The sequence below is a fragment of the Streptomyces sp. DSM 40750 genome, from assembly GCF_024612035.1.
Taxonomy (GTDB): Bacteria; Actinomycetota; Actinomycetes; order Streptomycetales; family Streptomycetaceae; genus Streptomyces.
On the sequence record NZ_CP102513.1, the window covers coordinates 5998861 to 6012176 of the forward strand.

Annotated in this window: 13 protein-coding genes; 3 read left to right on the forward strand and 10 right to left on the reverse strand. The window is 70.1% G+C overall.

The window, feature by feature from the left end:
• Positions 1-13 precede the first annotated feature (13 nt).
• From JIX55_RS26885 to JIX55_RS26900, 4 genes are all read right to left on the reverse strand, one after another.
• Positions 14-1201 (reverse strand): hypothetical protein, encoded by a 1188-nt coding sequence (locus JIX55_RS26885; RefSeq protein WP_257565828.1) that lies wholly within the window; start codon positions 1199-1201, stop codon positions 14-16.
• Positions 1202-1376: 175 nt separating this feature from the next.
• Positions 1377-1631 carry a hypothetical protein gene (locus JIX55_RS26890; protein ID WP_257565829.1) on the reverse strand — a complete coding sequence of 85 codons (255 nt, stop codon included), beginning with the start codon at positions 1629-1631 and terminating at the stop codon, positions 1377-1379.
• A 101-nt stretch (positions 1632-1732) separates the two neighbouring features.
• Positions 1733-2362, reverse strand: coding sequence for a TlpA family protein disulfide reductase (locus JIX55_RS26895; RefSeq protein ID WP_257565830.1), 630 nt, complete (start codon positions 2360-2362; stop codon positions 1733-1735).
• Between the two features lie 17 nt (positions 2363-2379).
• Positions 2380-2910, reverse strand: a complete 531-nt coding sequence (locus JIX55_RS26900; RefSeq protein ID WP_257565831.1) for a DUF3515 domain-containing protein — start codon at positions 2908-2910, stop codon at positions 2380-2382.
• 127 nt (positions 2911-3037) lie between these two features.
• Between JIX55_RS26900 and JIX55_RS26905 the strand changes: the two genes are divergently transcribed.
• Positions 3038-3583 (forward strand): RICIN domain-containing protein, encoded by a 546-nt coding sequence (locus tag JIX55_RS26905; RefSeq protein ID WP_257565832.1) that lies wholly within the window; start codon positions 3038-3040, stop codon positions 3581-3583.
• 248 nt (positions 3584-3831) lie between these two features.
• Here JIX55_RS26905 and JIX55_RS26910 read toward each other — a convergent pair whose 3' ends face one another.
• A complete protein-coding gene (locus tag JIX55_RS26910; protein WP_257565833.1) occupies positions 3832-4119 on the reverse strand; it encodes a hypothetical protein in 288 nt (95 codons plus the stop codon).
• 347 nt (positions 4120-4466) lie between these two features.
• Positions 4467-4814, reverse strand: coding sequence for a helix-turn-helix domain-containing protein (locus JIX55_RS26915; RefSeq protein ID WP_257565834.1), 348 nt, complete (start codon positions 4812-4814; stop codon positions 4467-4469).
• Between the two features lie 236 nt (positions 4815-5050).
• Between JIX55_RS26915 and JIX55_RS26920 the strand changes: the two genes are divergently transcribed.
• Entirely contained in the window at positions 5051-5791 is a 741-nt protein-coding gene (locus tag JIX55_RS26920) for a hypothetical protein (protein WP_257565835.1), read from the forward strand.
• Between the two features lie 367 nt (positions 5792-6158).
• On the opposite strand, the gene JIX55_RS26925 is transcribed toward JIX55_RS26920, so the two are convergent.
• The 3 genes from JIX55_RS26925 to JIX55_RS26935 all read right to left on the reverse strand — a co-directional run bounded on the left by JIX55_RS26925 (position 6159) and on the right by JIX55_RS26935 (position 11006).
• Positions 6159-9044, reverse strand: a complete 2886-nt coding sequence (locus JIX55_RS26925; protein ID WP_257565836.1) for a SpoIIE family protein phosphatase — start codon at positions 9042-9044, stop codon at positions 6159-6161.
• A gap of 438 nt (positions 9045-9482) precedes the next feature.
• Positions 9483-9875 (reverse strand): SCO5389 family protein, encoded by a 393-nt coding sequence (locus tag JIX55_RS26930; protein WP_257565837.1) that lies wholly within the window; start codon positions 9873-9875, stop codon positions 9483-9485.
• Positions 9876-9995: 120 nt separating this feature from the next.
• Positions 9996-11006, reverse strand: a complete 1011-nt coding sequence (locus JIX55_RS26935) for an ATP-binding protein (RefSeq protein WP_257565838.1) — start codon at positions 11004-11006, stop codon at positions 9996-9998.
• Positions 11007-11471: 465 nt separating this feature from the next.
• Here JIX55_RS26935 and JIX55_RS26940 point away from each other — a divergent pair, with 465 nt between their 5' ends.
• On the forward strand, positions 11472-12416 hold the full coding sequence (locus tag JIX55_RS26940) for an alanine and proline-rich secreted protein Apa (protein ID WP_257565839.1): 945 nt from the start codon (positions 11472-11474) through the stop codon (positions 12414-12416).
• Between the two features lie 113 nt (positions 12417-12529).
• On the opposite strand, the gene JIX55_RS26945 is transcribed toward JIX55_RS26940, so the two are convergent.
• Entirely contained in the window at positions 12530-13279 is a 750-nt protein-coding gene (locus tag JIX55_RS26945; RefSeq protein WP_257565840.1) for a calcium-binding protein, read from the reverse strand.
• Positions 13280-13316 lie beyond the last annotated feature (37 nt).

The window sequence follows — 13316 nt, forward strand, 5'->3', positions numbered from 1 at the left end:
AGGCCGGGTCAGGTCAGAACTTGCCGTAGCGGCCGGTCAGGTCCACCGTGGGGCAGGTCGCCGAGCCGATGAGGCAGGCGGTGCTGCCGTGCTTCCTCTTGTGGACGTGGGTCACCTGGCCACCGTCGTAGATGTAGATGTGGTGGTTCGGGTACTGGCGGTGGTTGCCGGAGCGGATCTCGTAGTTGCCGCTCTTGGACATGTTGATGGTGAAGGCGCCGGAGGCAGCGCCCTTCACTCCGCCCAGTCCCTTGCAGAACGGGTTGGTGGCGTGGAGGACCATCCGGATGCCCACGGTGTTGCCGCTCGACGCCAGCTTCTTGGCGTATGTGTTCTTGGCGCTGGCGGTCTTCTTGGCGACCAGCTTGTTGTTGTCCTTGCGGTACACGGTGGTGGGGTTGATGTTCTTGTTGGTCAGCACCTTCTTGTTGCTCCACGTGATGGTGGCGTGGAGCGCGAAGCGGTACTTGCTCGTCTTCCAGTTGAAGTCGGAGTGGTTGTCGCCACCGAACTTGAAGTTCTTGCCGTAGTCACAGCCCGCGACGGGAGCGCTGACGTACTTCTGCGGGATGAAGCCGTACCAGGTCAGCGTGGACGTCTTGGCCACGGCCGCGGTGGACGCCCGCTCGACCGCCGACTCGCGCAGCCCCGTGAGCGAGCCGGACTCCGGGACGGCGACCTTCATGCCGTAGAGCTTGGAGTTCGGGGCGCCGCCCTTCGGCAGCAGGGGGATGACCTGGTAGGCGTATTCGGCGCCCGCTTTCACGGTCGTGTCGCGGAAGGAGGTCACGCCCGCGCCCAGCGTGGCGATGTCCTTGCCGTCCCGGGCGACGACGTACCGGGCGTCCTTCGCGTAGCCCTTCCAGGACAGTTCGACGAAGCCCTTGCCGGCCGCCGTGGTTACACCCCGGCGTGCCATGGAGCGGTCGACGACAGCGGCCTCCCCCGAGGCCGCCCGCATGACACCGAACTCCTCCGCCTTCAGGGTCTTGCCCTGGGTGCTGTTCGAGCTGAAGCCGGAGATGTCCTTCAGCCCGCCGTCGGATTTGGCGGACAGCGCGGACGCGGAGAACGCCGCGGCGGCGGGCCGTGCGTCCTGAGCGGGCTGGTCCGCGAGGGCCGACGCCTGGAAACCACCCGCGACCAGCGTGAGCGGAGCCACGGACAGCGCCGTCACCTTCGCGAAACGAGAGAGCTGCATGTTTGTCCCTTCATCCCCGTCAATGCCAGGCGACCTGATGGGAGCGGATTGCCCTTTGTCAGGCGCCTGCCAACGACCTTAGGGAGGAGGGATTCGGGGTGTAAGTGACTCCTGGGGCAGTGCCCTTTTGGGCAGTGCCCGAAAGGGCGAGGCACGGGAGAAGGGCCCGGGGGCCTCAGAAGCCGCCGGCGAAGACGAAGATGAGGGAGAGCGGGTAGAGGAACCCGAAGGCGCCGGTGACGAGCCCGATGGTGCTCTTGGTCCGGTTGATCCTGCTGGTCAGGCCGAGGACGCCGAAGGTGATGGCGAGGGCGCCGGCCAGAATGCCGAAGATACCGAAGAAGAACGCGGAGATCAGCGCGATGACCCCGAGGCCGAGAGACACCGGCCCGTAGAGCGTCGCCGGGCTGTCGGTGGTTCCAGCTGCCATGTCTCGGGTCCCTTGTCGTGGGGCGTCGCCGTCCTGCGGTACGGGAAGCGGCTCGTGCCCTCCCATCCTGGCACTCTCGGTCGCTCCGGCCGCAAGCACCCCTACTCCGGTGTCTTCGGTGTCTTCGGTGTCTTCCCCGAGGTCTCCTTCAGCAGCGGAGTGAGAATGGTGCGCAGCTCCTTCTCGGTCAACGGGGCCTGGACGGCCCCGGCGATCCTGCCCTCCCGGTCGACGAACAGGGTGAAGGGGAGGAGCTGCGGGTTCACCATGTCGCGCGGCAGCTTCAGGAACTGCCTGCCGTGCGGGTCGTGCAGACTCGGGTAGGAGAGGCCGAACTCCCGCTGGAAGGCCAGCGCGTTCTTTCGCTCGACGTCGGTGCTGATCCCGAGCACCTGCACGCCCTGGTCCTTGAACCCCTGATACGTGCGCTCCAGAGCGGGCGACTCGGCCCGGCAGGGACCGCACCAGGTGGCCCAGGCGTTCACGACGACGACCTCGCCCCGGTAGTCGGAGAGGCGGACCGGATCTTCGTCGACCGTACTGCCGGAGAAGTCGGGGGCGTCCGCGCGCTCGGCCACGGGAACGCTCTTGAACAGCTGGGACCGGCCCGACTGCCCCGTGTCCGTGTCGAGCACCAGTGGTTCGCTCGTCGAGCAGCCGGACAGCGCGAGGGCGACCGCGACCGGGATCGCGCACACGGCCGCCCGCCGGACCGTCTTCGTCGTGGCCATCGGGTACTCCAACTCCCTTAGGGGGTGCTGTGCGTGCTGTGCGTCGGGCTCGGGGGCGCCGTGACATCCGAGGGGGAAAGACACTCGTTGCGTTGCTCGAGCGATTTCACGACGGGGGAGAGGCCGACGAGGACGGAGTCGGGGGCCGCCTCGCCGACGGTGAGCTGCACCTCGACGGACGGTTCGCGGCCGTAGGTGACCAGCACTTCCCGTCCGTCGTCGTCCGTGCTCGTACGCCATGCCCAGTCCACCCCGTTGACCTGGGCACACGCGTCGGCGGTGGCCGTGAGCCGGGGGAAGCCGCAGCGCGCGACGACGGCTCCGTCACCCCAGACCGCCGCACCCTTCGTACTGGTGTCCGACCGCTCCAGCCCGGCCAGTCGGTCGGGGTACCGCTCACTGACCCGGGTGCAGTCGGGATCGTCGGCCAGGGGGGCGGCGGCGAAGCTGAAGGAGGGCTCGCTCAGCATGCGCACGGCGACCACGGCGGCGGTGGTGAGGACGATGGCGCCGATGGCCAGACCGGCGATTCGGGTGCGGCGGGACATGACGGGATCGTACGGGGTGGGTGTGGGTGTCCCTTGAGGCAGTGCCCGAAGAGCCAATACCCCGCCACCGGCCAGGACTCTACGGTCTTGATCACCAAGTACGTGATCTCGAAAGGGCGGTGGCTTCATGAGGAACGCGGTGAAGGGGCTTGTGCTCGCCGGTGCGGCGGGCGCTCTGCTGGCGGGTGGCGCGCTGCCGGCGTCGGCGGCGGGCACCGGGGCGCAGGACAAGGTCCCGCCGGGCTACGGCAATGTGCGCCTGGAGAAGGTGTTCGGCACGCACGGCATGTGCCTGTCGATGGACAACTCCAAGGCCAACAAGGCGGACCTGAAGCTGCGCAAGTGCGCGCGGAAGGCGACCACGCAGCGGTGGGACCTGGTGTGGATCAATGACAACAAGCCCAGCCAGGCGCGCATATTCGTGATCAAGAACAAGCACTCCAAGAAGTGCCTGTACGTGCGGTCCGCCGCGACGAAGACGCAGGTGGAGCAGACGAGCTGCAACACCAGGTCCAAGGCGCAGCAGTGGACGTTCGCCGGCAGCACGATCAGGAACGTGTCCGCGAAGAAGGTGCTCACGGCCGCCAGCAGCAGGCCCGGGCAGAAGATCACGATCACCCCGTTCGACGGGTCGAACAATGGTCGCGTGAAGCAGGAGTGGGGCCTTTCCTGACCTTGTCGCCCCCTCTTCGAAGCGGAGGGCATCGGTATTCCGACGGTTGGACTGCTTGAACCGGAGGACGGTCTTGGTGCTGTGCTTCTTTGCGGGGGTGTAGTCGTAGAGGTACATCTCGTGGTTCGGGGCCTGCCTCTGCGTGCTCCGGAGGTAGAAGTCGCCGTTGCGGGAGAGGCGGGCGCCGTGGGCGGCCCAGGCGCCGTCGGCCTTGCAGAGGGGTTCGCCGCCTCGACGACGCCCGCACCTCACGGGTCCTGCCGTTGTGTTTGCTCATCGCCCTGAAGTCGAGCTCTCTTGGCGCCGGCGTGCTTGGCGCCGGCGTGCTTGGTGGCGATGAAGACGCGGTAGACGACCTTCGTCCTGACGTACTTCTTGGCGAAGGTCGTGTTGGCCGGTACCCGGGTGCCCCCGGCCTGGAGGATCCGCGCGTCGGTGGCCGCGCCGTCCAGGATGGGGAGGGTCTTCGGGCCGACGGCGGCGGGCTGCGCGGAGACGCCGCTCGAGGTGAACGCGCCGGTGTCGGCGTCGAGCACGAACGCGGGGACGCCCGCCCGGGTTCGAGTCGTCGGCGGTGACAGCGGGTGGGTGGGCCGAGCAGGAGTCGGGTACGGAGGAGCAGGGCCCGCCGGATGGCGGGCCCTGCTTCACACATCTCGCCTCTCGCCCCTCATCTTGTGGTCATACGCGCATCTACCCCCGTAAGTCGCTCGCGTCGCACATGAGTTGCATGCGCTCCGCTGGTCATTGAGCGGTCGCGATTCTCAAAAGTGAACGCAAAATCCCTTGCGGCGCACGCCGATGGGAAAACGCGTCCGGGATATAGGCCCGTGGCCGCCGCGGCCGGCCGGCGGTCGTGCCGGACGCTGGCCGCGGTGGACGGTCAGAGCGCGGGCACCCCGACGAGTCGGGGCAGGGGCGCGGCCGAGCCGCACGCGCACCGCGGATCGGCGCACAGCAGCTCGTGGGCGAGGACGGAGAGCACCGCGGCCTGCAGCCGCGTCTGCTGCTCCAGCTTCTCCACTATGCGTGCGACATGCGCCTTCACCGTCCGCTCGGCTATGCCGAGTTCCCGGGCCAGTTGCCGGTTGCCCAGGCCCGTGCCCAGCAGAAGCAGGACTTCCTTCTCCCGGTCCGTCAGCGTCTTGAGCCTGCTGATGTCCCGAACCGGATCGGCCCCCGTGCGCCGGTAGGCGCAAGCCGTGTCTCCTACGTCAGACCTCTTGGTCATTGGTCGGCCCTTCCCGATGCCGCTTTCCCGACAGAGCCCCGTGCCCCGGGTGCGGCGGCGATCTACCCCCCAACTTAGCGTCTGCTACTGACATCAGCACCCCTGAAATGACACGGCCACGTCACAGCGAGGGATCCCCTCAGGTCACTGCCCCAAAGGACAATTTCTGTCAACTCGGTTGAACCCTAGGCTCGTTGTCGCGCATCCACAGACACTCCGACCGCAGGGAGAACACCGTGCACAGCGTCACCACCCGTCGCCTCGCCACCATCGCCGTCGCGGGAGCGGCGACGCTGTCCGTGCTGGCCCCGACCGCGTCGGCCGCCGACACCGGCTCTCACCAGGGCACTTGGACGGCCGCATCGCAGACGGCCGCATCGCGGACCGTCGCGAAGCTGCCGGCGAAGCTGACGGTCAAGAGCTACACCGCCTACCTCAAGGCGCAGAAGACGCCCGAGGCGAAGCGGACCCTCAAGAGCTTCACCGCGCTGTCGGCCGCCAAGCAGACCAGGTTCGTCGGCCACCTGCAGAACGGCAAGATCTACGCGTCCCTCTTCAAGCAGCTCAAGGGCAGCCTCAACCGCCCGGTGAAGACCGTGACCCCGTTCAACAAGGACGTGAAGTTCGTCCACGAGGTCTCCTCCACCCGGAACGTCAAGGGCGCCGTCTCGGTCTCCTACACCGCGACCGAGACGATCTACGGCATCCCGGTCACCAGCGAGAAGCTGACCCTCCACTACGTGATCGTCAAGGGCAAGGTGCAGCGCAATGCCCGCGCCGTGGCCAAGGTCACCAACGTCAACGCCGCCGTCGCCATCAAGCCCGGCAAGGTGCGGGCCACCGTCAAGGGCATAGCCCGTGCCGACGTCACCTGGAAGGCCACCCCCCAGGTCAAGGCCGTGGGCAAGCCCGTGCTCAAGGACCAGTCAGTCACCGGCCACCTCAACACCTGGACCGCCGCGATCGTCCACGGCTGATCCCGGGCTCCGCCACGGCTGATCCCGGGCTCCGCCACGGCTGACCCCAGGCTCCCCCCCCGGCCCCCGGGATGCGGCTCCCCCCTTCCCCCGGGAGCTCTTCCGCCCGGGGAACGGCGCGGCACCCTCCGGCCCCTGGTCAGGGCCGACCCCATCCGGGGGTGCCGCGCTCCTCCGCTTCGCCGGGCGGCGTCACGCGTTCGCCGACGGACGCGGCGCGGACGCGGACACGGGCGCAGGCGCTGAGGTGGCGCAGGGCGAACCGACAGGCTCTCGGAGATGGTCGGCCAGTCGATGGGCCAGTCGGTCGGTCGGCCGGGCCGGCGGGGCATCCCCGCATGGCGTACGACCAGTGACTGACGGCGACTCAGACCGGCGGATCCGCCAGCGACTGCTCCGCCCAGATCACCTTGCCCTCGGGCAGGAAGCGGGTGCCCCAGCGCTGGGTGAACTGGGAGATGAGGAAGAGCCCGCGGCCGCCCTCGTCGGTGGTGCGTGGGTGGCGCAGATGGGGCGCGGTGGCTCCGCCGTCGAACACCTCGCAGATCAGGGTGCGTTCGAGGATGAGCCGGAGCCGGATGGGCCCGGCGGCGTGCCGGATCGCGTTGGTGACCAGCTCACTGACGACCAGTTCGGTCGTGAACGCCAGCTCGTCCAGCCCCCAGACGCCGAGCTGCCGGGCCGTGGTCTTGCGGGCCTCGGAGACCAGCGCCGGGTCGGCCGGCAGCTCCCAGGAGGCGACCCGGTGGGCGGGCAGCCGCCGGGTGCGGGCCAGGAGGAGGGCGACGTCGTCGACGGGCCGGGCCGGGGCGAGGGAGTCGAGGACGAGCTGGGCGTGCCGGTCGAGGGAGGGTTCGGGCCGGGCCAGGGCACGGCACAGCGCCTCGCGGGAGGCCTCGGCGAGCAGTCCGTCGGTGTGCAGGGCGATCACCGTGTCCTCGGGCAGCTCCACCTCCAGCGCCTCGAAGGGCCGCCCGTCGACACCGAGCGCCGGTCCCTCGGGCAGGGCGGGGAAGGTGACCGATCCGTCCGGGGCGACCAGAGCCGGGGCGAACGACCCGGCGGCGGCCATCGTGCACCTGCCGGACACCGGGTCGTGGACGACGTACAGACAGCGCGCCCCGACCGTCTGGACGCTGCCCGTGCCCGGCTCGGGGCCCTCCTGCCGCGCCGACTTGGCGACCATGTCGTCGAGGTGGGCGAGCACCTCGTCCGGCGGCAGATCGAGGTCGGCGAGGGTCCGTACGGCCGTACGGAGGCGGCCCATGGCGGCGGCGCCGTCGATGCCGTGGCCCGCGACCTCGCCGATGACCAGGGCCAGGCGGGCGCCGGAGAGCGGGATGACGTCGTACCAGTCGCCGCCGAGCCCGGTCAGTTCGTCGGCGGGCCGGTAGCGGACGGCGACCTCGGCCGCGTCCTGCTCGGGCAGCCGGCGCGGCAGGAGGCTGCGCTGGAGGACGAGGGCGGCGTCGCGCTCGCGCGTGTACCGGCGGGCGTTGTCGACGCAGACGGCGGCCCGGCCGACCAACTCCTCGGCGAGGCCCAGGTCGACCGCGTCGAAGGGGTCCTGCCGGTCGCGCCGGAAGAACGTGGTGATGCCCAGCGTGATGCCCCGCGCCCGTACCGGCACGATCATCACGCTGTGCAGCCCGAGCGCCTCGACGGGCACCGTCCGGCCGCCCGGGATCGCCCTCGCCCACTCCGCCGACAACGGGTCCAGCCGTGGCTCCGACCACGACCGCCCGCTGACCAGCGCCCGCACGGGGGGCGATCCGGCGGCGTACGAGGCGAGCGCGCCGATCTCCAGGACGGCCTCCGGCACTCCGGCGTGGACGGACTGCTGGGCGCACCGCCGCAGCGGGACGGAACCGTCGCCGAGGGGTCCCGGTTCGGCGCCGCGCAGCACCGAGTCGAGCAGGTCCACGGTCACGAAGTCGGCGAGCGCCGGCACCACCACGTCCGCCAGCTCCTGCGCGGTCCGTTCCACGTCGAGGGTCCGGCCGATGTGCTCCCCGGCCCGGTCCAGCAGGGCCAGCCGGGTGCGGGCGCGGTGCCGCTCCGACACGTCCACGACCGTGTAGTACACGCCGATGGGCCGGCCGTGGTCGTCTTCCAGCCGTGTGAACGACATCGCGTGCGCGGTCTCGCGATACGGCGACGACCGCACCCGGCCCACGTGTTCGTAGTCGAGCACCGGCACGCCGGTCTCCAGCACCTGCCGCATCTGCGCCTCGATCTGCTCCGCGTCGAGGCCCGGCTGCACCTCCGCGAGCCTGAGCCCCACCCGCTCGTGCGCCCGCCCGCCCCCGAACCGCTCCAGTGCCGCGTTCGACCACACGAACCGCAACCCCGTGTCCACGATCGCGATCCCGACCGGCGACCGCGCCGTCATCCGCTCCAGCACGGTCCGGCTCATGTCCCAACCGGGGGCGTCGGTGGCGTCGGAGACGAGGGCCACCCAGTGGGCGGGGCCGAGGGGGTCGGGAGCGGGGGCGGGCGTGGGCGTGAGTGAGGGCGAGGGTGTCGATTGGGGCTGGGGTGGCGGTGGAAATTCGGGGGAGGGCGTCGTGGGCGGGCGCGGGGTTCCTTGCGCTGTCCGTGGCGGTGCGGGCTTGGGCGCGGGCGGTCCCTGCCGGGGAGTTGGGCTTCCGGTGGTCCCGGCGGCCGGCCATGCGCCTGCCTCCCGGACCTGTGAACGCGTGGACTCGGGCGCGGGCGGAGTTGGGGATGTGGACGGGGATGGGGATGTGGACGGGGACGAGGGTTGCGTGGCGGACCCGGGCGCCTCGGGGTAGCCGGGGCGCGGTGCGGGCCAGGCGACGGGGCGGGGCCGGGACGGGGGCACCTGGGTCGTGTCGGCCGAAGGGCCGGAAGGGATGCCGGGGGTGGCATGGGCCGAAGGCCCGGAAGAGACCTCCGGGGTGGCGGGGGCCGCGGCGGTGGCCTCGCGCGTCGGTACGACGCGGACCATCACCTTGATGCGGTGGCCGTCGCGGTGGCGGGCGGTGAGGATGCCGGACCAGCCGCCGAGGGCACGGTGCGTTTCGGCCAGTCGGCCGATGCGTTCACCGTCCTCGTCGAGCAGGAGCGTACGGACGCTACGGCCCAGGATCTCGGCCGCCGGGTACCCGAAAAGCCGCTCGGCGTCCCGGGTCCAGCTCGTCACGACCCCGTCCGCGTCGATCAGCAACGGCGCGGCGTCGGCCACGTCGAAGCGCTGACGGGTGACGGCACTGTCCCTGTCGGTCCCCACGGCGGCCCTCTCTGTCGCTGAGACGCCCTCTGGCCCCATTATTCACCTTGTGTGATCGCAAGTAGGCCAACTCGTGACGGCGTAAATCACACGGCCGCACGCCGTGGCGCGCGGACCGGCATGCACAGGGCACAGAACCAGGCTCACACCAGGTACGGGACCGCCCCACACGAGCCCCCGGGATCGGGCCGGATCGGGCGTGATCGGGACGAAGCCGCCCGCACGAACACCCCGAAGCCGTACACACGACCGCCCCCACCTCCGGCCGTCCATGCAGCCGTACGCCGATGACGCGCCTCCGTACGCTCCCTGAGTTCCGGCGTGTCGACGCGACCGCCCCCTCCGCCGGGGAGGTGCGGAGGGGGCGGTGGATGGCCGGTTCGGGTCGGTCGGCGGCGGCCCGGGGAGGGCGGCGGCGGTCCGCGTGCTCGTCGGGCGTCAGCAGTCCCGGAACTCCGGCGACTGGTTGAGGATCTGCGACCGCAGCGACGTGAAGCGGGTGTAGGTCTCACCGCCACGCGCCTCGGTCGGGAAGACCGCCACCCGGTGGCAGTTCTGGAAGGCGAGCGCCACCCCGAAGTGCCGCTCCAGGCTGCCCCGGATCGCGTCGCTGGACAGCGCCCGCAGCAGCTGCCCACGCTCCTTCTCCGACGGCGGAGGGGTCTGGTTGTCGGCGAACTCGGCGGTATTCGACCGCAGTTCACCGGCGAGGGAGGCGATCAGGTCGTACGCGTACGGCAGCGACGTACGGACCGTTTCCACGAACTCCTCCTCCCGCACGTCGCCCTTCTCGGCATCGGCGAGCAACTGCGGGGAGACGTCGAGCGACATGGATGTTCCTGTTCTGGTGAGTCTGGTCGGACTGGAGAGTCCGGTCGGGCTGGTCGGGCTGGTGAGTCCGGTCGGGCTGGGAGGGCCGGGCGATCCCGGCGATCCGGGCGATCCGGCCGGTCAGAAGGAGGCGAAGGAGGCGGATGAGGCTTCGGTATGGGACCCGGCGGCCGACTCGGCTGCAGCCGGCACCTCCGGCCCGTGGCGGAACTCGGGGTCCACCTGGGCGGCCAGATCGTGCCCGGTGGCGTCGTTGGCCCAGGCGGCGGCGTTGCGGAGGTGGAACTCGACGGCGTGGCGCTGGAAGGTGGCCCAGTCCTTCGTACGGGCGTCGACGGCGGCCTTCAGCTGTGTCAGCGCGTGCAGGTTGTGCGCCTCCAACTCGCCCTGTTCCCGGCCCTGTTCCTGCGCGCGGACGTAGGACGACTGCACGCAGTGCGTCAGCAGGTCGTCGCCGACGTGCTCCTTGAGGAAGAGCAGGTCGTCCTCGCCGGTGACCTTGTTGCCGACGACGGCGATCGGGACGCCGAACTCGGCGGCGTGCTCCCGGTACTGCCGGTACACGGACACGCTCTTCCGCGTCGGCTCGACGACCAGGAAGGTCATGTCGAACCGGGTGAAGAGCCCCGAGGCGAAGGCGTCGGCGCCCGCGGTCATGTCGACGACGACGTACTCGCCGGGTCCGTCGACGAGATGGTTGAGGTACAGCTCCACCGCGCCGAGCTTGGAGTGGTAGCAGGCGACGCCGAGGTCGCTCTCGTCGAAGGCGCCGGTGACCATGAGCGGAACGCCGGCGACGCGCTCGACGTGCCGACCGTGGATCTCGTCGTCGCCGAGGAGCCGCAGCAGCCGTGAACCCCGGCCCGGCGGGGTCGTCTTGACCATGGCATCGCGGGAGACGATCCGCGGGTTCGTGCCGCGCAGATGGTCCTTGATCTCGCCGGTGCGCGAACTCAGCGGCGGTGCGCCGAAGTCGTCGTCCTCGTCGAGGCCGAGCGCGTGCGCGAGGTGCTGGTTGATGTCACCGTCGATCGCCACGAGCGGCACGCCCGACCGGGCGAGATGCCGGGCGAAGAGCGCGGAGAGGGTCGTCTTGCCGCTGCCGCCCTTGCCTACGAAGGCCACGCGCACGGACGCTCACCCCGCTCCATGCCGTCGGCACCCTTGAGGCCGATAATGAAAATGAATGTCATGAACGTAGATTCGGGAGCGGGGGCGGGCTTGTCAAATCCGTCCCATATCAACCCCCCTTGGCAATGCGGCGAGTTGGCGAACCCTGTGCGGATCGGCGACTCGCTGGTGGCGCATTCACGAGGGTTACGGAGTGGGGTATTCCCTTTGTGTCACCTATGTGCATCAGGTGTGGCGTACGTGTGCCGGGGCGAGAGGTCGAAGCGGGCACGCGACGGGCGTTTCCCGAGGTTGACAGCCCAAATCCGTTGGTAAACGATGTGCGGACTCTGTGGCTCAAGTGACCAATGAGCCCGGTGTCTTCTTCGACCACTCACACCCTGGCGCGGCCCGGCGTGGCTTCGTGCTGCCGTCCTGCCGCCGCGCCCGGGTCTCGTACGTTCCGAGTTCGAGAATGGGATCTGCATGTCCATAGCGAGACGTGTCATCGTGGGCCGCCTGTTGGGGACAGGCGTAGCCGCTCTTGCGCTGAGCGCGGCGGTGTCCGGCCCGGCCTTCGCCACCGGCACGCCCGGCGGTGACGGCTGGGGCAAGAAGAGTTACGCCCCCGGACAGGGCGCGGGCACGCCCACCGAGACCGACCGCTGCGAGTTCTCCCTGGACGGTGTGAACTTCGCCGACTGGGTCAAGCTCGACGACCAGAACCTCAAGCCCACCGAGGACGGCAAGGTCCACGTCAAGGTCCGCACCGCCTCCGACGCCACGACCTGTACGGTCTCCCTCGCGTCCTACCTGGCCCACGGCCCGACCTTCGGCACCTCCGGCGAGCAGGTCTTCGTCGACTTCGACACGGTGACGGTGAAGCGGGGCGCGACGGACTCGCTGGACATCGCGGTCCCCGACGCGGGCTGCTACGCCCAGATCGACCTGTACCGGGGTGCCGTGAAATTCGACGGCAAGCTCGACGCGAAGGACGGCTTCGAACACGGCGACGTCCCCAAGGGCCCCGACCGCCCCGTCATCAAGGACAAGCTGATCGCGGCCTGGAACGGCGGCACGAAGGACTGCACGACGGAGCAGCCGCCGACGGAGGAGAACCCGCCGACCGACGAGAATCCCCCGGTCGAGGAGAACCCTCCGGTCGAGGAGCAGCCTCCCGCTGAGGAGCAGCCCCCGGCCGACGAGAACCCCCCGGCCGACGACACCCCGGAGACCGACTCCCCGGAGCCCACCCCCTCCGACTCCACCCCGGCCGCCCCCACCCCCAACGGCGGCGAGCCCGGCGACCTCGCCGAGACCGGCGGCGGCAACGCGATCCCGATCGCGATCGGCGCGGCCGGCCTGGTGGCCGCGGGCGGCGCGATCTTCGTGGTGACACGGCGCCGGGGCGCGGGCGGCATGGGTTCCTGACCTCACCGTCCCACCCGGCCGTACGTCGCCGTACGTCGCCGTACGTCTCGAACCGACGCGGCGCCCGGCCTCCTCCGAGGTCCGGGCGCCGTATCGGTGTGTGACCCGGTGGCTCAGCGCACGTCGACGTAGTCCCCGGTGGCCTTGGCCGTCGAGGTGCTGCTGTTGCCGGCGAAGGTCCAGCGCCAGTAGCCGTCGGCGGTGGCCGTGACCGTGGTCTTCAGGGCGCCGCCGCTGCCGCTGGTCACCGTCTTCACGGTGCTGTACGTGGAAGAGCCCTTCTTACGGAACTGCAGCTTCACCGACCGCCCGGAGTAGCCCGCGTTCTTGTGGGTCTCCCAGTTGGCGAGGGTCAGCTTGCCGGTGACGGAGAGCTTGGCGTTCTTCATCACCGGCTCCGGAGCGGCGTTGACGGTCAGCTTGGCGAGCCGCCGCACGGTGAAGGTGGCGGACCTGTCCGCGAAGAGCACGTCGGCGTCCTTGCCGTACACGGTGGCCCCGATGTACCAGGGGTCGTCGGCCGGGGCGTTGTCGTACAAGTTGCTCGAGTCGATTGTCCAGGACCCGGTGCACGTCGAGGTCGTGGCGCTCTTCGCGGTGCACGTGAGCCCCCGGTCCGCCCTGTGGTACAGGTAACCCGGCAGGATCACATGCAGATCCATCTCGCCGATCCCCGAGTCGTCCTGCGCCGTGACGCTCACCTTGAAGGTCTTGGCCGCCGTGGGCCCCAGCGCGATTTCGGCCCCGCCGTTCACGACGACATCGGTGATCGTCGGGCCGCCGTCGGCATGAGCGGCCGGGACGGCGAACGCCGAGAGGGCGAGGGCGCCGGTCACCACGGTGGCCAGAGAACGCATACGCATGTGAACCTCCACATCGATCACTGATCATGCGAATCCG